The 21,867-nt window shown below is 71.7% G+C and carries 20 protein-coding genes and 1 tRNA gene; 13 read left to right on the plus strand and 8 right to left on the minus strand.

From position 1 onward, the window contains the following. Nucleotides 1–78: 78 nt before the first annotated feature. Nucleotides 79–1,404: a M20/M25/M40 family metallo-hydrolase gene (locus tag ACFY04_RS15605; RefSeq protein WP_030009121.1), complete on the minus strand. Its 1,326-nt coding sequence runs from the start codon at nucleotides 1,402–1,404 to the stop codon at nucleotides 79–81. A 165-nt stretch (nucleotides 1,405–1,569) separates the two neighbouring features. Between ACFY04_RS15605 and ACFY04_RS15610 the strand changes: the two genes are divergently transcribed. Then, nucleotides 1,570–1,657: transfer RNA gene (locus ACFY04_RS15610), tRNA-Leu, on the plus strand. 143 nt (nucleotides 1,658–1,800) lie between these two features. On the opposite strand, the gene sigJ is transcribed toward ACFY04_RS15610, so the two are convergent. Continuing rightward, nucleotides 1,801–2,730, minus strand: coding sequence for an RNA polymerase sigma factor SigJ (sigJ, locus tag ACFY04_RS15615; protein WP_389116950.1), 930 nt, complete (start codon nucleotides 2,728–2,730; stop codon nucleotides 1,801–1,803). A 122-nt stretch (nucleotides 2,731–2,852) separates the two neighbouring features. Between sigJ and ACFY04_RS15620 the strand changes: the two genes are divergently transcribed. Together ACFY04_RS15620 and ACFY04_RS15625 are read left to right on the plus strand one after the other, a co-directional pair. Then, entirely contained in the window at nucleotides 2,853–3,236 is a 384-nt protein-coding gene (locus tag ACFY04_RS15620; RefSeq protein WP_314249379.1) for a hypothetical protein, read from the plus strand. Nucleotides 3,237–3,341: 105 nt separating this feature from the next. Then, entirely contained in the window at nucleotides 3,342–5,111 is a 1,770-nt protein-coding gene (locus ACFY04_RS15625) for a SpoIIE family protein phosphatase (RefSeq protein WP_389116952.1), read from the plus strand. Here the strand turns inward: ACFY04_RS15625 and ACFY04_RS15630 are convergent. The 5 genes from ACFY04_RS15630 to ACFY04_RS15650 form a co-directional block, all read right to left on the minus strand. Further along, nucleotides 5,108–6,499 carry a hypothetical protein gene (locus ACFY04_RS15630; RefSeq protein WP_389116954.1) on the minus strand — a complete coding sequence of 464 codons (1,392 nt, stop codon included), beginning with the start codon at nucleotides 6,497–6,499 and terminating at the stop codon, nucleotides 5,108–5,110. The two genes, ACFY04_RS15625 and ACFY04_RS15630, sit on opposite strands and share 4 nt — an antisense overlap. Nucleotides 6,500–6,584: 85 nt before the next feature. Next, entirely contained in the window at nucleotides 6,585–7,529 is a 945-nt protein-coding gene (locus tag ACFY04_RS15635) for an aminoglycoside phosphotransferase family protein (protein WP_389116955.1), read from the minus strand. A 141-nt stretch (nucleotides 7,530–7,670) separates the two neighbouring features. Continuing rightward, nucleotides 7,671–9,110, minus strand: coding sequence for an amino acid permease (locus ACFY04_RS15640; protein ID WP_389116993.1), 1,440 nt, complete (start codon nucleotides 9,108–9,110; stop codon nucleotides 7,671–7,673). 221 nt (nucleotides 9,111–9,331) lie between these two features. Next, entirely contained in the window at nucleotides 9,332–10,903 is a 1,572-nt protein-coding gene (locus ACFY04_RS15645; RefSeq protein WP_389116958.1) for an APC family permease, read from the minus strand. 137 nt (nucleotides 10,904–11,040) lie between these two features. Continuing rightward, nucleotides 11,041–11,988 (minus strand): hypothetical protein, encoded by a 948-nt coding sequence (locus ACFY04_RS15650; RefSeq protein ID WP_389116959.1) that lies wholly within the window; start codon nucleotides 11,986–11,988, stop codon nucleotides 11,041–11,043. A gap of 266 nt (nucleotides 11,989–12,254) precedes the next feature. Between ACFY04_RS15650 and ACFY04_RS15655 the strand changes: the two genes are divergently transcribed. Continuing rightward, nucleotides 12,255–12,674, plus strand: coding sequence for an ASCH domain-containing protein (locus ACFY04_RS15655; protein WP_389116961.1), 420 nt, complete (start codon nucleotides 12,255–12,257; stop codon nucleotides 12,672–12,674). Between the two features lie 94 nt (nucleotides 12,675–12,768). On the opposite strand, the gene ACFY04_RS15660 is transcribed toward ACFY04_RS15655, so the two are convergent. After that, nucleotides 12,769–14,424: an FAD-binding dehydrogenase gene (locus tag ACFY04_RS15660; RefSeq protein WP_389116962.1), complete on the minus strand. Its 1,656-nt coding sequence runs from the start codon at nucleotides 14,422–14,424 to the stop codon at nucleotides 12,769–12,771. An 85-nt stretch (nucleotides 14,425–14,509) separates the two neighbouring features. On the opposite strand from ACFY04_RS15660, the gene ACFY04_RS15665 reads away from it, so the two are divergent. From ACFY04_RS15665 to ACFY04_RS15705, 9 genes are all read left to right on the plus strand, one after another. Continuing rightward, nucleotides 14,510–15,031, plus strand: a complete 522-nt coding sequence (locus tag ACFY04_RS15665) for an NUDIX domain-containing protein (protein ID WP_389116963.1) — start codon at nucleotides 14,510–14,512, stop codon at nucleotides 15,029–15,031. 9 nt (nucleotides 15,032–15,040) lie between these two features. Beyond that, the gene (locus ACFY04_RS15670) at nucleotides 15,041–15,439 is read left to right on the plus strand and encodes a YidH family protein (protein WP_030012404.1); all 399 of its coding nucleotides are present in this window, start codon (nucleotides 15,041–15,043) and stop codon (nucleotides 15,437–15,439) included. Further along, on the plus strand, nucleotides 15,436–15,753 hold the full coding sequence (locus ACFY04_RS15675; protein WP_389116966.1) for a DUF202 domain-containing protein: 318 nt from the start codon (nucleotides 15,436–15,438) through the stop codon (nucleotides 15,751–15,753). Before ACFY04_RS15670 ends, ACFY04_RS15675 begins: the two co-directional genes overlap by 4 nt. An 86-nt stretch (nucleotides 15,754–15,839) precedes the next feature. Further along, entirely contained in the window at nucleotides 15,840–16,136 is a 297-nt protein-coding gene (locus ACFY04_RS15680; protein ID WP_373041352.1) for a hypothetical protein, read from the plus strand. 156 nt (nucleotides 16,137–16,292) lie between these two features. After that, the gene (locus ACFY04_RS15685) at nucleotides 16,293–17,204 is read left to right on the plus strand and encodes an MBL fold metallo-hydrolase (protein WP_389116967.1); all 912 of its coding nucleotides are present in this window, start codon (nucleotides 16,293–16,295) and stop codon (nucleotides 17,202–17,204) included. Nucleotides 17,205–17,381: 177 nt separating this feature from the next. Next, nucleotides 17,382–18,422 (plus strand): phosphotransferase family protein, encoded by a 1,041-nt coding sequence (locus tag ACFY04_RS15690; RefSeq protein WP_389116969.1) that lies wholly within the window; start codon nucleotides 17,382–17,384, stop codon nucleotides 18,420–18,422. An 11-nt stretch (nucleotides 18,423–18,433) separates the two neighbouring features. Next, entirely contained in the window at nucleotides 18,434–19,660 is a 1,227-nt protein-coding gene (locus tag ACFY04_RS15695) for an acyl-CoA dehydrogenase family protein (protein ID WP_389116970.1), read from the plus strand. 189 nt (nucleotides 19,661–19,849) lie between these two features. After that, complete coding sequence (locus tag ACFY04_RS15700; RefSeq protein ID WP_389116971.1) at nucleotides 19,850–21,049, plus strand: S8 family serine peptidase; 1,200 nt, start codon at nucleotides 19,850–19,852, stop codon at nucleotides 21,047–21,049. Between the two features lie 135 nt (nucleotides 21,050–21,184). Then, entirely contained in the window at nucleotides 21,185–21,718 is a 534-nt protein-coding gene (locus tag ACFY04_RS15705; protein WP_389116972.1) for a hypothetical protein, read from the plus strand. The last annotated feature ends 149 nt before the right edge of the window (nucleotides 21,719–21,867 follow it).

Raw genomic sequence — 21,867 nt, forward strand, 5'->3', positions numbered from 1 at the left:
ACGAGGAGGGATCACCGGGGCTACGAGCGTATGAGTGCATTCACTCTTCTCAGTGGAATGCGCACACCTTCTCGAATCTCAGGCGTTGTCGATGAATCGGTCGAGCACCCGCACGCCGAACTTGAGTCCGTCGACCGGCACCCGCTCGTCCACACCGTGGAACATTCCGGCGAAGTCCAGCTCCGGCGGCAGCTGCAGCGGCGCGAAGCCGAAGCAGCGGATGCCGAGGTCGTCGAAGGACTTGGCGTCCGTACCGCCCGAGAGCATGTACGGAACCGCGCGCGCGATCGGGTCCTCGGCCTTCAGGGCGCCCTGCATGGCGTCCACCAGCCTGCCGTCGAAGTCCGTCTCCAGCGCCTTGTCGCCGTGCACGTCCTCCCGCTTCACGCGCGGGCCGAGGATCCGGTCCAGGTCGGCGAAGAACTCGTCCTCGTAGCCCGGCAGGAAGCGGCCGTCGACGTGGGCCGTCGCCTGGCCGGGGATGACGTTGACCTTGTAGCCGGCGCCGAGCATCGTCGGGGCGGCCGAGTTGCGCAGCGTCGCGCCGACCATCTTGGCGATGCCGCCGAGCTTGGCGAGCGTCGCGTCCATGTTGTCCGGGTCCAGGGGGGTCCCGAGCGCGTCCGAGAGCTCGTCCAGGAAGCTGCGCACCGTCTTGGTCACGCGGACCGGCCACTGGTGGCGGCCGAGCCTGCCCACGGCCTCGCACAGCTCCGTGATGGCGTTGTCGCTGTTGGTCATGGAGCCGTGACCCGCGGTGCCCTCCACCGTGAGCCGCATCCAGTGCATGCCCTTCTGGGCGGTCTCCACGAGGTAGAGCCGCAGGTTCTCGTTGACCGTGAAGGAGAAGCCGCCGACCTCGCCGATGGCCTCGGTGACTCCCTCGAACAGGCCCGGGTGCTTGTCGACGAGGTGCCGGGCCCCGTAGATGCCGCCCGCCTCCTCGTCGGCGAGGAAGGCCAGCACGATGTCCCGCGGGGGCTTGCGCCCGCTGCGCATCCGGTCGCGTACGACGGCCAGCGTCATCGCGTCCATGTCCTTCATGTCGACGGCGCCGCGGCCCCACACGCAGCCGTCGGCGATCTCGCCCGCGAAGGGGTCGTACGTCCAGTCGGCGGCGTTGGCCGGAACCACGTCGGTGTGCCCGTGGATCAGCAGCGCCGGCCGCGAGGGGTCCTCCCCCTCGATGCGCGCCACGGTCGAGGCGCGCCCCTTGTGCGATTCGAAGATCTGCGGCTCCAGCCCGACCTCCGCGAGCTTCTCGGCGACCCATTCCGCCGCCTTGCGCTCCCCGGGGCCCGAGTGGTCCCCGTAGTTGCTGGTGTCGATCCGGATGAGGTCCCGGCAGAGGTCGACCACCTCGTCCTCGCCGGAGACGGTCCTGCCCGTGCTCGACTCGCTCACGCTGCTTCCTCCCACTGATCAGTACCGAACCCCCATCCTCCCGCTCCGGGCCGTTCTCCCCAAGGGCGATCCCCGGTCGTCGGGGGGTGTGATCGAGGACCCCGGAATGTTTGGTAATGTTTTCCACGTCGGAACGGCCCGCGAGGGACGCGAGACAGACACCTTGTCCGGGTGGCGGAATGGCAGACGCGCTAGCTTGAGGTGCTAGTGCCCTTTATCGGGCGTGGGGGTTCAAGTCCCCCCTCGGACACCATGGTCAAACGACCAGGAAGAGCCGGTCAGAGCGACGCGAAGTCGCACTGACCGGCTCTTTCGTCGTTTCACGGCGCATGGCGCCCCGGTGGAGCCGGAGGTGCCGGTGGTGCCGGTGGTGCCGGTCACCGGGGGCGCGCCGGGTCAGCCCTGTCCGTCCTCCACCCAGGGGCGGAGCTTCTCCGGATTGCGGACCGCCCAGATGCGGGTGACGCGATCGCCGCCGAGCTCGAACGCGGCCACGGTCACGGTCACCCCGGTGTGCTGGGCGACCAGGCCGGGCCTGCCGTTGACCGAGCGTTCCAGGAGCTTCAGTCCGGGAGCCCGGTCGGCGATCTGGATCAGGTACTCGGCGATGCGCGCGCTGCCCTCGACCGGACGCAGGGCGGCGCCGACCAGTCCGCCACCGTCGGCGATCATCGTGGCGTCGGGGGCCAGCAGGCCGACGAGGGCCTTGATGTCCCTGGCCTCCCACGCCTCCTTGAAGTTCCGCACCAGCGGGGCCTGTCCGGCCGTCGGGGCCGTCGGGACCTGCGCGGCGCTCACCCGCCGGCGGGCCGACGTCGCCAGCTGCCGGCAGGCCGCCGGCGTCCGGCCGACGATCTGGGCTATCTCGGCGAAGGGGTAGCGGAAGACGTCGTGGAGGATGAAGGCGACGCGTTCGGCCGGGGTCATCGATTCCAGTACGACGAGGAAGGCCATGTTGACCGACTCGTCCAGGGTGACCCGGTCGGCCGGGTCGGCCGGCCCGGCCCCGCCGCCCGCCGGCCCGCCGATCCACTCCGCGCGGTCGGGCAGCGGCTCGGGGACCCATTCGCCGACGTAGCGCTCGCGGCGCGCCCGCGCCGAGCCGAGCAGGTCCAGGCAGATGCGGCCGGCGACCGTCGTCAGCCAGGCGCCGGGCGACTCGACGGCCTCCTGCTTCTGCCTCGGCATCGCGTACCAGCGCGCGTAGGTCTCCTGTACCGCGTCCTCGGCCTCGGCCAGCGAACCGAGCAGCCGGTAGGCGAGGTTGGTGAGGTGTCCCCGCTCTCCGACGATCACGTCCAGGTGCGGATCGGACGACGTACCCATGCTCACGACTGCTCCCCCTGGCCCGCCTCTCGGTGCCTCGCCTCACATTTCGCGGGCCCACGTCGTCGGACTACCGAGACCATATCGATCTACGCCGTGAGGCAGAAGAGGGGACCGTCACCATGGCCACACTGACCACGGAGAAGCCGCGTACCTTCACTTTCCTGCAGGTCACCGTCGCCCTGCAGACCTTGGCCATCTTCTTCCAGGCGGCCACCGCCGGGGTGCTGCTGTCCTCGGCCCACGGCGAGCTGCTGCACGGCATCGGAGCGCGCGTGATGTACGGGGCGACGATGCTGTACGTGATCGCCGCGGTGCTGGCGTGGCGGCCGGGCGGCGGGTCGCCCCGGCCCGTCCTGTACTCGTCGGGCTTCCTGGTCCTCGCCTCGGTGCAGGTGGTCCTGGGCATCGCGCGCGTGCCGTCGGTCCATGTCCCCCTGGGTGTCCTGATGTTTGCCCTGAGCCTGCTGGCGCTGAGCCGCAGACCGTCGGCCCGCCGGTCCTGATCGGCGCAACAGGGCAGGTCAGAGCGACGCAATGCCGCCCTGACCTGCCCTTTTGCTATGTTGGGACCACATCGGAGGGGCAGACCGGCTGATGGAGGTCCCGTGATGTGGGCTGAGGGTGCCGGCCCGCGTCCGCTGTTCGGCGAGGACGCGGACGAGGTGGTCGCCGCCGCCCTGGCGGGTGATCCGTCCGGTGTGGACCGGCTGGTGCGCGAGTACCGGCTGCTGCGGCAGGTCCTCGACGGGGCCCGGGCGGGGATCGCCCTGCTCGACACCGATCTGCACTATCTGTACGTCAGCCCGCACATGGCGGTGATGAACGGCCTGCCCGCCGAGGCGCTGCTGGGGCGGACGCTGAACGAGGTGCTGCCGGACGTCGAGCGTCCTGACGAGGTGCTGCACGCGGTGCTGCGGGACGGGGAACCCCGGGAACTGGTCCTGGAGGGCCGCACCCTGGCCGATTCCCCGTACGAGTCGCGGGTGTGGCGGGGGACCTACCACCGGCTGGTGGAGGACGGGCGGGTGCTGGGGCTGGTGGGGATCGGCCTGGAGGTCAGCGCCCCGAGGGAGCGGCAGCGGGAGCTGTCGCGCACCAACCGGCGCCTGCTCCTGCTGGACACCGCCGCGGTGCGGGTCGGCACCACCCTCGACGTGGACACCACCTGCCGTGAGCTGACCGAGTTCCTGGTGCCCGGGCTGGCCGACGCCGCGAGCGTGGAGCTGATCCCGCGGGAGGGGCCGGGCGGGAAACTGCCCGACGGCGCGTCCCTGCGGCTGCGGCGGGTCGCGGTGGCCTCGGTACGGGATCTTTCGCCGCAGGTGCGGGCGCTCGGCGCGGCCGGGGAGTACGTGGACTACCAGCCCGGCTCGGCGGTCAGGCAGTGCCTGGAGAGCGGCGAGCCGTGGCTGGGCAACTTCTCCTCCGACGAGGCCTTCAGCCGGGCGGCGCCGAGCGCGGACCGGGTCTCCGCGTACCGGGATGCGGGCATCCACTCGGGTGTCGTGGTCCCCCTGATCGCCCAGGACCGGCCGATCGGCACCCTCACCCTGGTGCGTGCCGGGGACTCGCCGGCCTTCGGGCGCGAGGATGTCGTCGTGGCCCGGACCCTGGCCGAGCGGGCGGCCACCAGCCTCGCCAAGGCGGAGCGGTTCGCCCGGGAGCAGGGGATGGCCCTCGAACTGCAGCAGGCGCTGCTGTCCGAGCCCACCTTCCCGCACGGCGACCTCGAGGTGGCCTCCCGTTACCTGCCCTCCGGCACGGGTGTCCTGGTGGGCGGGGACTGGTTCGACTGCCTGGCGCTGCCCGGCGGCCGGACCCTGCTGGTGATGGGCGATGTGATGGGCCACGGGGTCGAGGCGGCGGTCGCCATGAGCCACTACCGCTCCCTCATCCGGGCGCTGGCCGCGTCGGGGCATCCGCCGGCGGACATCCTGGGCGAGGCGGACCATGTGGTCTTCGCGGGCGGTCTGGACCGGGTCGCGACCTGCCTGCTCGTCCTGGTCGACCACGCCGCCGGGACCTGCGTCCACGCGAGCGCCGGGCACCTGCCCGCCATGGTCATCGGCCGCGGGCGGGGTCCGTTCCTGGCGCCGGTCCCGGTGGGCCCGCCGCTGGGCACCGGCTACGGCGGGTACGAGGCCGCGTCCTTCGTCCTTCGGCCGGGTTGCGTCCTGATGATGTTCACCGACGGCCTGGTCGAGCGACGGGGCGAGGACATCGACGCCTCGCTGCGACGGCTGACCGGCATTCCGCTGCCGGTGGACGGGGCCCTGAACGAGGTCATCGACACCGTGCTGGCGGCCCTGCGGGTCACCGACGCGGAGGACGACGTGACGGTCCTGGCCGCCCGTACCGCCGGGACCGTAGGCCGCTAGGCCGGTGGCGGGGCGTCCGTCCGGTCGGTGGTCGGCAGGTTGCGCGGCTCGGGGACGCGGGCGGGGTGGCCGTCCAGGAGCGCCGTACCGAGTTCGCTCGCGAGCAGCCGGTGCGTGCCGTGCCAGGTGGGGGTCTGCACCGTGTGGATGCGGCGCAGGGCAGCCCGGTCGAAGGCCTGGAGGACGGCGTACAGCAGGAATCCGAAGACGAGGACGATGACGATGACGCCGTACACCGGGGCGTAGGCGGGGTCGAACATCGAGCGCCGCTCGTCGACTTCGGTGGCGTTGATGCCGAGGAACGCGAAGAGCAGGCCCAGGGTCGCCGTCACGGTGGTGACGAACGTGACGGCGACGACGGTCCGCACCCGGCGCCGGTCCGCCGCCCTCAGCTCGGCGGACTCGACCGACGTCAGCTCGGCGGCCGTGGCATTGCCGAGGCGCTGCAGGGTCTGGCTGACCGCGGCGGCACGGTCCGTGAGTCCCATGGCCTCGTAGAGCGCGGCGTGGTAGGCCGCCGGCCTCAGGGACGGAATGAGGGTTGCAAGGTCTGCGGGGATCTCGACGCTGTATCCGAGCTCCAGCTCCAGGTGGCCTTGCGCCATCGTGATGCGTTCGAGAAGGGTGCGCCGTTCGTGGGGTCGGGTGTTCCCGTCCGTACGGGCCCGGAAGCGGCGTGCGTACGATTCGGCCAGTACCCGGATCTCCCGCAGCCGGGCGGCCGAGGCGACGGCCTGGACGGCCGAGAGGAACACGGCATTTTCCACGTAGTCCTGGTGGCCGGTCAACAGGCTCACATAGGGACCGAGGACGCCCGATGTCGTCGGGCGGCGGTTGAGTTCGTCCGGTGCGCACAGCGCGTCGAGCCCGGGACGCGTCGGCAGGTCGGCCCGATAGATGATCCGCTGCGCGGCGTCCGGGGAGGGCACATCGGCGGCGGTGGGCGAGGCCCGGAAGACGAGCTGGTGCCGCTCGGGCAGCAGCCCGGCGGGCACCGTGCCGATCCGGGAGGCAGCCAATTCCTCCAGCCCCGCACCGCCGAAGGTGATGTCGGCGTAGTAGAGGTCCTCGAGTAACGGGATGCACTGAAGCAGGGGTGCGGCAAGGTCGAGTGTCAGCGCCAGCAGGATCTGTCCCGATGGCGCCGTGAACTGCCAGAGGGTGGCCACGGTCGGCGGCCGTTCTCCGGCGGCGCTCCACCGGCGTGCCGCGAAGAGGGACGTGTCCAGGCTCTCGCGGTGCAGGATGCGCGGAAGCTGGTCGGCGTGGCGGTCGTAGGCGCTCGCAAGCCGTCCCAGGTTCAGCTGGGCGGACGGGCGCAGGGAGGCGACCTCGTCGTCACCGCCGTTCGCGGTGTCGGGGGCGTAGGTCCATGAAGTGGCGTACACCGTGGTCAGGCGGGTGCCGAGACGTGAGATGTAGGGATCGAAGGGTGCGGCGGCCGGTCCGGGCGGGGCGGATGCGGCACGGTCATCAGAGGGCGTGCCACCGGGCGGCATGGTCCCCCTTCCGCAGCGAGTCCATGCGGACAGCGAACTCCTGGGCTGCGGCGGGCGAGTGCGGGACGTTCTGCATCAGCCAGGTCGTCATGCCGAGCTCGCGCACGGTGCGCAGGATGCGGTAGCCGTGCTGCTGGGTGACATCCGCCCCGTACACCGCGCAGAATTCCTCGTACTCGGCAGGCGCGAGACCGAACCGGTCTGCGGCGGTGGCCGTGGGCAGCAGGTCCCAGGTGCGTGGGCCGAGCGCCACGGCCTCGTAGTCGATGAGCAGCACGCGCTCGCCGCAGCGCAGGAGATTGCCCCGGTGGGCGTCGCCGTGCACGAGCCCGACGGCGGGGTCTGCGGCGACGAGGTCCCTGAATGCCGTTTCATTCCCCTCGCAGGCTGCCAGCAGGAATGCCAGGTCCTTCTCGGAGACAGCCACGTGGGTGCGGTCGTCGCTGTCCGCTCCGGCCTCTCGCAGACGGTCCCGCATGAGAGGGAAGGGGTTGAGCACCGGGACGGGGAAATCAGGATCGGGCAGGGCGTGCAGGTCGCGCAGGAGCACGGCCAGGTCGGTGAGGGAGGGTTCGCGCTGCGAGGGGGGCACGTACTGCCAGAAAGTGACCAAACGACCCTCGGCGGACAACGGTTGCGGGAACTCGTCACGGGGAGGCAGGCCCGGGAAGCCCTGCGCCACGAGCCATCGCGCTGTGGCGAGCTCCTTCTCCACCTTGGCGGCGAGGCCGTCGGACCGTGCGACGCGGTACACAAGACCCTGAGCCGGACTGGCGAAGAGGGCGTTCTCCCCGAGTCTCAGCAGCTCCAGATCGTGAGGCTGTGGTGCGCCCGCGATACGTACTGCCTCCAGCACCGCGCGGGCGGCGGAGGCTTCGGTGAACGGGCCTTGACCGGAGGGAAGTTGAGATCGGCTCATATCCGGATCAGCTTCACCAGCCCGCGAAGGAGTGTCAAGGGGCACACGGAGCGTCGTCGAACGAGGTGTGCGCGGGTGGTGCAAGTGACGGGGCTCCCGCGCCGGGCGCCGGCGCGGGAGCCCCGTACGGGGTGTGCGGGATCAGCGGCGGGTGGTGGCGAGTTCGGCCACGCGGCCGCGGACCAGGTACCAGCCGCCGACCAGGGCGGCGCCGATGACCGGGACGAACAGGACCGTGGTGCGGCCGACGCCGCCGTCGCACCACATCAGCACCAGCACGGTGAGCAGGAAGACCAGGGTGACGATCTGGGTGTACGGGGCCCAGGGCAGGCGGTACGAGGGGCGCTCCACGAGGCCCTGCTGGGCGCGGCGCCAGAAGAAGAGCGAGCAGATCATGACCATCGCCCAGGTGCCGAGGATGCCCAGCGAGGCGAAGTTCAGGACGAGCTCGAAGGCGTCCTTCGGCATGAAGGCGTTCAGCCCGACACCCGCGAGGCCGAACGCGGCGGTGAACAGGACGCCGCCGTAGGGGACCTTGCCCTTGTTCATGACGCCGGTGAACTTCGGGGCGGAGCCGGACAGGGACATCGAGCGCAGGATGCGGCCGGTGGAGTAGAGGCCGGAGTTCAGGCTGGAGAGGGCGGCCGTCAGGACGACGAGGTTCATGACGCCCGCGGCGCCGGGGACGCCGAGCTTGTCGAAGACGGTGACGAAGGGGCTCTGGTCCGAGCTGTACGCCGTGTAGGGCAGGAGCAGGGCCAGGAGGACGACCGAGCCGACGTAGAAGAGGCCCACGCGCCACATGATCGAGTTGATCGCCTTCGGCATGATCTTCTCGGGGTTCTCGGTCTCGCCGGCGGCGACTCCGCAGAGCTCGACGGAGGCGTACGCGAAGACGACGCCCTGGATCACCAGGAGCATCGGGAGGACGCCGGAGGGGAAGAGGCCGCCGTTGTCGGTGATGTTGGCGAGGCCCGGGGTGCTGCCGCCGATGTCGTGGCTGGTGGCGACGAGCCAGATGCCGACGATCAGGAAGACGACGAGGGCTGCGACCTTGACGAGGGAGAACCAGAACTCCATCTCGCCGAAGTACTTCACCGAGATCAGGTTGGCGGTCAGCACGATGGCGAGGGCGATGAAGGCGAGGACCCACTGGGGGACGTCGGTGAACAGCGACCAGAAGTGGGCGTAGGTCGCGGCGGCCGTGATGTCGGCGACGGTGGTCGTGGACCAGTTCAGGAAGTACAGCCAGCCTGCCGTGTAGGCGCCCTTCTCCCCCATGAACTCGCGCGCGTACGAGACGAAGGCGCCGGAGGACGGGCGGTACAGGACGAGCTCGCCGAGGGCCCGTACGACGAAGAAGGCGAAGACTCCGCACACCGCGTAGGCGATCGCGAGCGAGGGGCCCGCGCCGGCCAGGCGGCCGCCGGCGCCGAGGAACAGGCCGGTGCCTATCGCTCCGCCGATCGCGATCATGTTGATGTGGCGGGACTTGAGGTCCTTGCTGTACCCCTCGTCACCGGCGTCGACATGGCGGGTCGGCGCCGGGGCGGGAGCCTCGGTCAAGGTGCGGTCACTCAGGTCGCTCATGTAGGACTTCGCCTTCGATGGTGGGACAAGGCAGTGCCCGGGCCGCGGCGCAGGGGAGCTGGGTGGTGTCCCCTGTGCTGCGATCCGGGTGTTTTGGTCGCAACAGGAGACCATGAGGCTCCGCTCCCCTCCAAAAGCACCCCCTGCACGCCGAAGCCCCCGACGACCATGGAAACGGATGTCGGGGGCTTCGTAGGGGCTGGAAAGCGAGGTCAGTCGCCCGTGGTGCCCTCCGCCGCCTGGTCGAGGCGGAAGGCCTCGTTCCCGAGGCCGATACGGGCGTGCACCTCGGGGCGGGTGCGGCGCAGCACGGCTCCGTAGACCAGGCCGATCACGACGGCGGCGCCGATGATGCCGGGCAGTACCCAGCTGAGCGCGGAGCCCTTCCCGGCACCGACCAGGACGCCGAAGTCCTTGACGGTGTAGACGGCGATGGCGAGCAGGGCGAGGCCGGCGGTGCCGGCCGCGACGAGGCGCCAGACCTGGGCGCCGGCGGTGCCGCGGCGGACGAAGAAGGCGATGACGGCGAAGGAGGCGGCGGCCATGAGAAGGGTCACGCCGAGGGCGCCGACACTGCCCATCCAGGTGAACAGGTGCAGTACGGGGGTGGTCGGGTCGGGCGGCTGTACGGCGAGTGCGGGGTCGGCGGGGGCCTTGTCCTCGGTGAGCGCGAAGGCGATCACGACGAGGGCGGCGACGCCGGTCTGCAGCAGGGAGCCGGTGGCGGGGGCGCCGGTGCCGGCGTTGGTGCGGCCGAAGGTGGCCGGGAGCAGGCCCTCGCGGCCCATGGCGAAGGCGTAGCGGGCGACCACGTTGTGGAAGCTGAGCATGGCCGCGAACATGCCGGTCACGAAGAGGACGTGCAGGACGTCGGTGAAGGTGGTGCCGAGGCGGCTCTCGGTGAGCTGGAAGAGCAGGGTGGGGCCGGCCTCGGCGGAGGTCTTGACGACCTCGGAGGGGCCGGTGGCGACGGTGAGGGCCCAGGCACTGACGGCGAAGAAGAGGGCGACGAAGCCGACGGCGAGGAACATCACGCGGGAGACGACGATGTGCGGCTTGCTGGTCTCCTCGGCGTAGACCGGGGACTGCTCGAAGCCGACGAAGGCGGCGATGCAGAAGCAGAGCGCGGTGCCGAAGCCGGCCCCGCCCAGGGTCTCGGGGTTGAAGGCGTGGAGCGAGAGGCCTTCCGCGGCCGGCTTGGCGAGGGCGGCGACGTCGAAGACGACGACGAGGACGCACTCGACGAGGAGGAGGACCCCGAGGACCTTCGCGTTGAGGTCGATCTTGAGCCAGCCGAGCGCGCCGGTGGCGGCGACGGCGAGCAGGGCCGGTATCCACCAGGCGAGTTCGGTGTCCAGGTAGGTGGCGAAGAGGCCGGATATCTCGAAGCCGAGGATGCCGAAGACGCCGACCTGCATGGCGCTGTACGCGACGAGGGCGACGAGGGAGGCGCCCGCACCGGCGGTGGGGCCGAGACCGCGGGCGATGTACGCGTAGAAGGCGCCGGCGTTGTGGACGTGGCGGCTCATCTCGGCGTAGCCGACGCTGAAGAGCGCGAGGACGGCGCCGAGGATGACGAAGAGCAGGGGCTGGCCGACGATGCCCATGACCCCGAAGGTCGTGGGCATGACACCGGCGACGACCATCAGGGGCGCGCTGGCGGCGAGCACGGACAGGAGCAGCCCTGCGGTGCCGAGGCGGTCGGCGCGCAGGGCCCGGTCCTGGCCCTTGTACGTACTGATCTCGGCCGGGTCTTGGAGCGTGGAGGATCTGCCCGTCGGCATGGCGGCGTCCTTTCGGGGGCGTGGTGCTCGGGGATGGGCACTTGGGGGGTGTCTGCGGGGCGTCCGCGGGCGGCGCGGCCAGGCTGTGCGGCCAGGCCGTGCGGTCAGGGGTCAGGCGGTGCGGTCAGGCCGTGCGGTCATGCGGTGCCGAGTGCGACGCCGCGGGCGGCGAGGAAGGCCTTCTGCGGGTCCCGGTCCGGATAGGACCAGGGGGCGCGGGTGGCATGGCTGCCGATGCGGTGGAAGAGGGCTGCGGCCTCGGCGGGGCGGCCCTCGCAGAGTTTGGCGTGGGCGAGGAAGTTCAGGTCGACGCGGTTGCGGGGGTGGTCCTCGCGCTCCCACTCCAGCCACCAGTCGAAGGCGGAGCGCAGGACCTGGCGGGCGCGGCGGCCCGCCCAGTGGGCGGCGGCCGACTCGGGCGAGTGCCCGTGCGTGGCGGCCAGCACCCGGTACCGCTCGGCGTGCGCGACGACGGGGAGCACGGCGAGCGGGGAGTCGGCCGGGGACTCCTCGGCGGCCCAGGACGCGAAGTCGTAGACCTCGTGGAGCGGGTCCTGGCCGGAGCCGAGGGTGCGTTCGGCCAGCCTGGCGACCATCAGGTGATGGGCGTGGTGGTGCTCGCGGTGGCGGGCCCGGACCTGGTCGAAGTGTCGGCTGAACTCCTCCTCGCTGCCGAAGGCGCGGGAGAGGAGGAGCAGCCCGAGCCAGGGCGTCGGGTCCGCCGGGTGCAGGGCGGCGGCCCGGCGGCAGGCCTCCTCGGCCGCGGCCGGGGTGCCCTTCTGGCGCAGGGCGGTGAAGACGGCGGCGCAGGCGAGCAGGGTGGCGGCGTCGGCGCTCTCCGGTTCGGCGAGCAGCCACTCACGGGCCCAGGCGGTCGCCGCCGGGGTCTGCGCGAGGACGACGACGCGGTGGCCGCGACGGTCCCAGTCGTCGCCGGTACCGACGAGGAGGGCACGGGCCCGGGCCCACCGGCCCTGGGTGAACTGGGAGCGTACGTCGACGAGTTCGGCGTCGCACAGGGCCGGGTCGAAGAGCTGGGCCTCCCGCTTGCGGGCGCGGCCGAGGGGCGGCGGAGGCGGGGACATCCGCGGGTTTCCCTCCAGGACGCGGGCGGACGAGGGGTGCGGTGGCCGGAGTACCCGCGCAAGGCGCACGCGAGGGTTTCGGCCGGGTGGGTCGGGGGATCGCGACGGTGAGCGCGTCGGTGATCACGCACAGCAAAGCGGTACGCCCAGCTCCGCGTCAAGGTCCAGTCCACTGCGTGGCGGGTTTCAACTGCTCTGACGGTGGTGCGAGTTGAGGCGGAGTGGCCGGATCTGTGGGTGTCCGCGCCATCTCGTAGGGTGGCCGCGTGATCACCTACGACGATCTTCCCCCGTATCTGCTGGGGTTCCCCGGTCCGCTGCGCGACCAGCTGGTCGCGGCCGTACTGAGCGGGGCGAAGACCAGCACCACCGGCCTGCTCGCGGAGTACGAGGCCGAGCCGCTGCCACAGGCGGGCGCCCGGTCCCTGCTGGTGGATTCCGCGGAGCGCGGGGTGGCGGTGGTGGAGGTGACCGCCGTGGAGGTGCTGCGGCTCGGGGACATCGGGCTGCAGCACGCGCTCGACGAGGGCGAGGGGTACACGTCGGTGGCCGAATGGCGTACGGCGCACGAGGAGTTCTGGCACAGCGAGCCGGTACGCGCAGCGATCGGTGACCCGGGGTTCACGGTCGACGACGACACCCTCGTCGTCGCGGAACGGTTCCGGGTCACCGAACGGCTGGCCTGACGGCGCCCGCCAGACCTGGCGGGCGGGACCTGACGGGCGGGACCTGGCGGACGCCGTCAGGCCTCGCGGGCCGGCACAGCAGCGTCGGGGGACGTCAGCCGACGGCCCGGGCCGCGGCGCGGCCCGCCGCCCGGCCCGAGAAGATGCACCCGCCGAGGAAGGTGCCCTCCAGGGCCCGGTACCCGTGCACCCCGCCACCGCCGAACCCGGCCGCCTCGCCCGCCGCGTAGACGCCCGGCAGGGGTTCGCCGGACGCGGTCAGGACGCGTGAGGAGAGGTCGGTCTCCAGGCCGCCCAGGGACTTGCGGGTCAGGATCGACAGCCGTACCGCGATCAGCGGACCGGCCTTGGGGTCCAGGATCCGGTGCGGGGCGGCCGTGCGGATCAGCTTGTCGCCGAGGTATCTGCGGGCGCCGTGGATGGCGGTGACCTGCAGATCCTTGGTGAAGGGGTTGGCGATCTCCCGGTCGCGCGCCACGATCTCGCCCCGGACGGTGGCCTCGTCGAGGAGGTCCTCCTTGGTGACCGCGTTCATCCCGCGGACCAGGGCCGACAGGTCCCGCTCGACGACGAAGTCGGCGCCGTTGTCCATGAAGGCCCGGACCGGGGCGGGTACGGCCTGGCGCGCGCGGGTGAGGACGTCGCGGATCGACTTGCCGGTCAGGTCCGGGTTCTGCTCGGAGCCGGAGAGGGCGAACTCCTTGCCGATGATGCGCTCGTTGAGCACGAACCAGGTGTGGTCGTGGCCGGTCTTCATGATGTGGTCGAGGGTGCCGAGGGTGTCGAAGCCCGGGAAGAGCGGCACGGGCAGCCGCTTGCCCGTCGCGTCCAGCCACAGCGGGGAGGGGCCGGGCAGGATACGGATGCCGTGCCGGGCCCAGATCGGGTCCCAGTTCTGGATGCCCTCCGTGTAGTGCCACATCCGGTCCTTGTTGATGTGGCTGGCGCCCGCCCGCTCCGCGATGCCGAGCATCAGACCGTCGACGTGCGCCGGGACTCCGGAGAGCATCCGCTGCGGCGGGGTGCCGAGCCGGGCGGGCCACTGCGCGCGGACGAGGTCGTGGTTGCCGCCGATGCCGCCGCTGGTGACGATCACGGCCTGGGCCCGCAGGGTGAAGGTGCCGGTGGCCTCGCGGCTGCTGGCGGTGCCGCGTACGGCGTCGGAGGGTTCCAGGATCTCGCCCGTCACGGTGTCCACCGCGCCGGCCGTGGCGGAGAGCCCGGTGACCCGGTGGCGGAACGCGAACCGGACCAGGCCGCGCGCCACGCCGGCCCGCACCCGCCGCTCGAAGGGCTCCACCAGACCGGGGCCGGTGCCCCAGGTGATGTGGAAGCGGGGTACGGAGTTCCCGTGGCCGTTGGCGTCGTAGCCGCCGCGCTCCGCCCATCCGACCACCGGGAAGAAGCGGACGCCCTGGGCGTGCAGCCAGGAGCGCTTCTCGCCGGCCGCGAAGTCGACGTAGGCCTCGGCCCAGCGGCGCGGCCAGGCGTCCTCCTCGCGGTCGAACCCGGCGGTGCCCAGCCAGTCCTGGAGGGCGAGCGCGTGACTGTCCTTGATCCGCATCCGGCGCTGTTCGGGCGAGTCCACGAAGAACAGCCCGCCGAAGGACCAGTGTGCCTGGCCGCCGATGGACCGCTCCGGCTCCTGGTCGAGCAGGATGACCTTGCGGCCCGCGTCGACGAGTTCGGCGGTGGCCACGAGCCCCGCGAGCCCGGCTCCGATCACGATCACGTCTGCGTCGTACGTCATGCGGTTACCCGTCCTCCGTCGATGGTGGGGCAGATCCTTGGCTACGGAGCGGTAACCAGTCAACAGCGGTGATTGGATGACCTGTATGAGTGCCGCTGACGAAGTGCTGGACGTGGTGGACCGGGACGACCGGGTCGTCGGACAGGCCCCGCGGGGCGAGGTGTACGCCCGGGGGCTGCTCCACCGCTGTGTGTTCGTGCAGGCCAGGGATGCGGAGGGGCGGATCTTCGTACACCGGCGGACCGCCTCGAAACTGGTCTTCCCCGCGCACTACGACATGTTCGTGGGCGGGGTGCTGGGCGCCGGCGAGAGCTACGCGCAGGCCGCGCTGCGCGAGGCCGGGGAGGAGCTGGGGGTGCGGGGGCTGGCGCAGCCGACGCCGCTGTTCAAGTTCCTGTACGAGGGCCCGGGCGGGGCCTGGTGGTCGTACGTGTACGAGGTGCGGTGCGAGCTGCCCGTGGCCCCGCAGGTCTCGGAGGTCGACTGGCACACGTACCTCACCCAGGAGGAGCTGGACCGGCGGGTGGACGGCGGGGAGTGGGCCTGGGTGCCGGACGGGCTGGAGGCGTACCGGCGGCTGCGCGCGCATCCGGAATCCCGCTTGTAGATTAATCGGGTGATCGACTTCGTCAAGGACGTGCGCCTCTGGTTCGCACCCTCGCGGCTGAGGGACGAGGGCGAGACCCCGGACTACCGCTTCTCGCTGGCCAACGAACGGACCTTCCTCGCCTGGATCCGGACCTCGCTGGCCCTGGTGGGCGGCGGTTTCGCCGTCGACCAGTTCCTCCCGGACCTGCGCTGGGGGGTGCGGGTCGGGATGGCCTTCACGCTCCTCGCGGTGGGCGCGGCCTGTGCGCTGCGGGCGGTGAACCACTGGGTGCGGTGCGAGCGGGCGATGCGGCGGGGCGAGGATCTGCCGCTGTCGCGCTTCCCGGTGCTGCTGAGCCTGGGCGTGGGGCTGGTGGCGGTGACGATGGTGGTGGTCGTACTGCTGGGCTGGACGACGGGGCGGTGAGCACCTCGGGCACGGACCGCGATGCCGGGCTGCAGCCCGAGCGGACCCGGCTCGCGTGGCGGCGTACGACGCTGGCCTCCTCGGTGGTGGCGGTACTGGCGCTGCGGCAGGCGTTGCGCGGGGCGGGCGCGCCGGTGGAACTGGCCGGGGCGGCGGCCATCGCGCTGATCTGGCTGGCGTTCCTGTGGGTGGCCCACCAGCGGATCCGGGCGCTGGCGGCCGGCCGGCCGCAGGAGCTCGCGCCGAAGGCGGCCCTGGCGGTGGTGGCGTGCACGGTGGCGCTGGCGGTCTTCGCGATGACGGTGATCCTCTGAGCCGCCGGCCGGTGTGATGATCGCGCTTCGCCGCGCCACTGCGATATAACGGGCGATACCCGGCAATTCACACTAACCTCGGCGCCATGACGACCCTGCACCACGAACACCCCACGCACCAGCACACGCACGGCACGGACTGCGGGCACCAGGCGGTCTCGCACGGCGACCACGTCGACTACGCGCACGACGGCCATCTGCACCGGGAGCACTCGGGGCACTGGGACGAATGCGAGCCCAGCGGGCACACCACGCACGACGGACACGCGCACGCGCACGGCGCGGACTGCGGGCACGAGACGGTCCGGCACGGCGACCACGTGGACTACCTGCACGACGGGCACCGGCACGCGGAGCACGACGGACACTACGACGACCACTGACCTGACCCCTGACCTGGCTCCTGACCGGATCACCGGCCGGGCCACCGGCCGGAACACCGGCTGAAGGTCCGGTCGGAGCGGTACCCGCCCTCCCCCGGCGCGGCAACGGCTGGCAGGATGCCGACCGTTCGTCGAAGCGACCCGGGGAGAGCGCAGATGTCCGTCGAAGAGCCGTACCTCGTCCAGCCCGCACCGGGGGTGTACGCCTACGTCCAGCCGGACGGCGGCTGGTGCCTCAACAACGCCGGATTCGTGACCGACGGGGGCCGGACCCTGCTCGTGGACACGGCCGCCACCGAGCGGCGGGCCCTGGCCCTGCGCGCCGCGGTCGTGGCGGCCGGGGTGCCGCTCCCCCGCACCGTGGTCAACACCCACCACCACGGCGACCACACGTACGGAAACGGCGTCTTCGCCCCCGAGGCGCTGATCCTCGGGCACGACAACGCACGGTCCGAGCAGCTCGCGGCCGGGCACCAGCTGGAGCTGATCTGGCCCGCCACGGACTTCGGCGCGATCGACATCGTCCCGCCCGACCTCACCTACAGCGACCGGGTGACCCTGCACGTCGGCGCGACGGAGGTCCAGGTCATCCACCCGGGTGTCGCGCACACCACGGGGGACTCGGTCGTGTGGCTGCCCGGGCAGCGGGTGGTGTTCACCGGCGACCTGATCTTCGCCGGGGGGACGCCGTTCCTGGCGATGGGCTCCCTCGCCGGCTCGCTGCGGGCGCTGGAGCTGCTGCGTTCGCTGGACGCGGAGACCGTCGTACCGGGCCACGGACCCCTGACCGACCCCTCGGCCTACGACTCCACCGAGCGCTATCTGCGGTACGTGGCCGAGCTCGCCCGGGAGGGCCGGGCGAAGGGGCTGTCCCCGCTGGAGGTGGCCCAGCAGGCCGATCTCGGCGAGTTCGGCTCCTGGCGGGAGAGCGAGCGGATGGTGGCGAACGTGCACCGGGCGTACGCGGAGCTGGCCGGCCGGCCGGAGGGCGCGCCGCTGGACATCCTGGCGGTCCTGACGGACATGACCGTGATGAACGGCGGAACACCGATCCTCTGCCACGCCTGACGTCGCCGGATCCCGCCGGATCCCGCCGGATCCCGTCGGATCCCGCCGGGCGGAGAGATTTCTTTCCGCCCGGACTCTGGACGACATACCGACTGGTCGGCATGATGGCTCGCGACGGTGCTCCGAGGCACCGCCGCTCTTCCCCTCGTCTCGTCGAATCGCACGGAGGTGCGCACCATGACCTCAGCCCCGGCCGACCCGCGCGGCCTGGATCTGGAGCGGCTGCGCGGTCATCTCGACCGGGCCCGGCCGGGACTCGTGGCCGGGGAGCTGCGCGGCCGGCTCATCGAGGGCGGCCGGTCGAATCTCACGTACGAGATCACCGACGGGACCGCCCGCTGGGTGGTCCGCCGGCCGCCGCTGGGCCACGTACTGGCCACCGCGCACGACATGCGGCGCGAGCACCGGGTCATCGAGGCGCTGCACGGCACGGCCGTGCCGGTGCCCGAGCCACTGCTCCTGTGCGAGGACGAGGCCGTGCTCGGGGCGCCGTTCTACGTCATGGAGTTCGTGGACGGGGTGCCGTACCGGACGGCCGAGCAGCTCGCCGCGATCGGCCCGGAGCGGACCCGGCGGGCGGTGCTGGGCCTGGTGGACACCCTGGTCGACCTCCACGCGGTGGACCCGGAAGCGGTGGGCCTGGGCGACTTCGGCCGGCCCGAGGGCTTCCTGGACCGGCAGCTGCGCCGCTGGGGCAAGCAGCTCGCGGCCTCGCGGGGCCGGGATCTCGCCGGGATCGACGAGCTGCACGGCGCGCTCGGCCGGACGCTGCCCGACTCCCCCGCCCCGACCGTGGTGCACGGGGACTTCCGGCTCGACAACGTCCTGATCGGCGGCCCGGACGACACCATCCGGGCGGTGCTGGACTGGGAGATGTCCACGCTCGGGGATCCGCTGACCGACCTCGGGCTGCTGGTGATGTACAGCTCGGACCTGGGCCTGACCGGATCGCCGGTCAGTACGACGAGCGGGGCGCCGGGCCATCCGGCGCCGGCCGAGCTCGTCGAGCGGTACGCCGCCCGCTCGGGCCGGGACACCGGGGCCATCGCCTGGTACACGGCCTTCGCCTGGTTCAAGCTCGCCGTGATCCTCGAGGGCATCCACTACCGCTACACGCTGGGGCAGACCGTCGGGGCGGGCTTCGACCGGATCGGCGAGCTGGTCCCGGTGTTCATCGAGCACGGACTGACCACGCTCCAGGACCGCCAGGAAGGCTGAGGCACTCACCCATGGATTTCGCATTCGACACCCGGACCGAGGAACTCCGCGAGCGGCTGCTCGCGTTCATGGAGGAGTACGTCTACCCGGCGGAGCCCGTCGCCGCCGAGCAGCGCGCACGGCTGGCCTCGCCCTGGGACACCCCGGCCGTCTTCGGTGAACTGAAGGCCGAGGCGCGCCACCAGGGCCTGTGGAACCTCTTCCTTCCGGACGCGGAGCACGGCGCGGGGCTGACCAACCTCCAGTACGCGCCGCTCGCCGAGATCACCGGCCGCAGCCCGCACCTGGCGCCGATGGCGACCAACTGCGCGGCCCCGGACACCGGGAACATGGAGCTGCTCGCCCAGTTCGGGAACGAGGAGCAGAAGAAGCGCTGGCTGGAGCCCCTGCTGGCCGGGGAGATCCGCTCCGCCTTCGCGATGACGGAGCCCGAGGTGGCCTCCTCGGACGCGACGAACATCGAGACCCGCATCGAGCGCGACGGTGACGAGTACGTGGTCACCGGCCGCAAGTGGTTCATCTCCGGGGCGATGAACCCGGACTGCGGGATCTTCATCGTGATGGGCAAGACCGACCCGGAAGGCGCCGATCCGCGCCGCCAGCAGTCGATGGTCCTGGTGCCGCGCGACACCCCGGGGGTCGAGGTGCGCCGGGCCATGACGGTGTACGGGTACGAGGACCACGACCACGGCGGCCACGCCGAGGTGGTCTTCGACGGGGCCCGGGTCCCGGCGGCGAACCTGATCGGCGAGGAGGGCACCGGCTTCGCCATCGCCCAGGCCCGGCTCGGCCCGGGCCGCATCCACCACTGCATGCGGCTGATCGGGATGGCGGAGCGGGCCATCGAGCTGATGTGCCGGCGCGCGGTGGAACGTACCGCCTTCGGCAAGCCGCTGGCCGCCCAGGGAGTCGTACAGAACTGGATCGCCGATGCCCGGGTGACGGTGGAGCAGCTGCGGCTGCTGGTGCTGAAGACGGCCTGGCTGATGGACACGGTCGGCAACCGGGGCGCGCACACCGAGATCCAGGCCATCAAGATCGCGACCCCGCGGGCGGTGGTGCGGATCCTGGACGATGCGGTGCAGCTGCACGGCGCGGGCGGGGTGAGCCAGGACTTCCCGCTGGCCGAACTGTGGGCGGCGGCGCGGACCCTGCGGCTGGCCGACGGGCCGGACGAGGTGCACCAGCGGTCTTTGGCGCGGCGGGAGTTGAAGCAGTACGCGGCCGGTCGTCCGTGAACGTGTGGGAATCGTGCGGGAGTTCGCGTGAACCTGTGTGCGAGATGAAGGCGGTGCGGGGGACTCTTTAAGAAACCTTGTTGAACAACCCCGTAACCCCAAGGCGTTCTTGATTTGCGCCTGTCAATCGGAACAGGGTTCTCCAGTAGGTCTGACGCCCCCAACGTCAACACGAGGAGAACCCTCCAGATGGCAACTCATAAGCGCTCGCGCGGTTTCCGGTACGCGGCAGTCGGCACCGGAGCCGCCACAGCGGCTGCGGTGGCCCTGCTCGCCACCCCCCTCGCGGGAGCGGCGACACCGCCCGAAGGCACGGTGTACGGCCTCGGCGCGCCCGGCGCGATCAGCGGGAGTTACGTGGTCATACTCGACGCATCCGCGAACAAGGAACAGCTCGCCCGTAAGTACGGTGGCGAGCTGAAGCGCTCCTACGGCTCCGGGGTCAACGGTTTCTCGGCCGCGGGCCTCAGCGAGACCGAGGCGAAGCGGCTCGCCGCGGACCCGGCCGTCGGCAAGGTCGTGCAGAACAAGAAGTTCACCATCAACGCCACCCAGACCAACCCGCCTTCATGGGGGCTGGACCGGATCGACCAGACCGCGCAGGCGGGCGACAAGAAGTACACCTACCCCGACAGCGGCGGCGAGGGCGTGACGGCCTACGTCATCGACACCGGCGTACGCACCACCCACAAGGACTTCGGCGGGCGTGCGACGTCCGGGTTCGACGCGGTGGACAACGACGACAGCGCCGACGACGGCAACGGCCACGGCACGCACGTGGCCGGCACCATCGCGGGCACCTCGCACGGCGTCGCCAAGAAGGCGAAGGTCGTCGCGGTGCGGGTGCTGGACGACAACGGCTCCGGCACCACCGAGCAGGTGGTCGCGGGCATCGACTGGGTCACGCAGAACCACAAGGGCGCCTCGGTGGCCAACATGAGCCTGGGCGGCGGCGCCGACGAGGCCCTCGACGAGGCGGTGCGCCGGGCCGTCGCCTCGGGCGTCACCTTCACCGTCGCGGCGGGCAACGAATCGGCCGACGCCGGTCAGGGCTCGCCGTCCCGGGTCACGGAGGCGATCACGGTGGCGTCGAGCACGATCGACGACGAGCAGTCCTCGTTCTCGAACTTCGGCTCCGTGGTGGACCTGTACGCGCCGGGCTCGGACATCACGTCCACCTGGAACGACAGTGACACGGGGACGAAGACCATCTCCGGCACGTCCATGGCGGCCCCGCACGCGGCCGGCGCCGCGGCGGTCTACCTGGCAGGGCACCCGTCCGCGACTCCGGCGCAGGCAGCCGCGGCACTGACCGGGGCGGCCACGTCCGGGGCGGTCACCAACCCGTCGGCGGGCACGGCGAACAAGCTGCTGAAGGTCGCCCCGTAACGGTGGCTCCCCAGGCGTCCCGACGCCGACGCCGGCGCCGACGCCCTGAAGGGCCCTCGCCTCGTACGGACCCGGGGGATCCGTACGAGGCGGGGGCCCGTTCGCGCCGGTCCCGGCGGCACCTAGTCTTCCGCCATGAACATGCTCGGTTTGCGGCTGCTGCCCGCGGCCCTGTTGGTCGGAGCGTCGCTCAGCGGCTGTTCCCTGATCCCGCCCTTCGCCACCTGTGAGGGCACCGACGCGGCCCTGGCCGGGCTCGACCAGCTGCCCGCCCTGACCCTGCGCCCGGCGCCGGCCACGCCCGTCGGCGGCGAGGCGGGAGCCACGGCGTACTGCACCGACGACACCGGGGACGCCTGGCTGACCGCGCGGCGGACGTACGCGTACGACGGGAGCCGCGCGGAGGTTCTGGAGTACTACGCCCGGGAAGCACCCGCGGCGGGATGGCGCCCAGTGCACGATCTCGACTCGGGAGCGGCCCGCGGGTTCACCGTCTTCTGCTTCGAATCGCGCGAGCGGCCGAGCCTCACGCTCGCCTTCGATTCCCCGGAGGGCCTCCGCACGTTCTACGGAATCGACCCGGGCCCGGCCCCCGCCGGACCCGGCTCCCGGATCTGGTTCTCGCTGTCCACCGAGGCGGCGACCGACGGTTCCCGGATGGACTGCTGAGGCCTGGGGGGTGTCTTGTCGATCGACAAGACACCCCCTAGTCTTCTGAGTCTTGAATTCTGTGTAGATGTGTAGGCTTGGTCTATGGCGGGGATGGGGCGGCCGAAGGCCGAGTTGACGTTGTCGGACGAGGAGCGGGCCGCACTGGA

This window comes from Streptomyces sp. NPDC001549 (genome assembly GCF_042894025.1).
Lineage (GTDB): Bacteria > Actinomycetota > Actinomycetes > Streptomycetales > Streptomycetaceae > Streptomyces > Streptomyces kutzneri.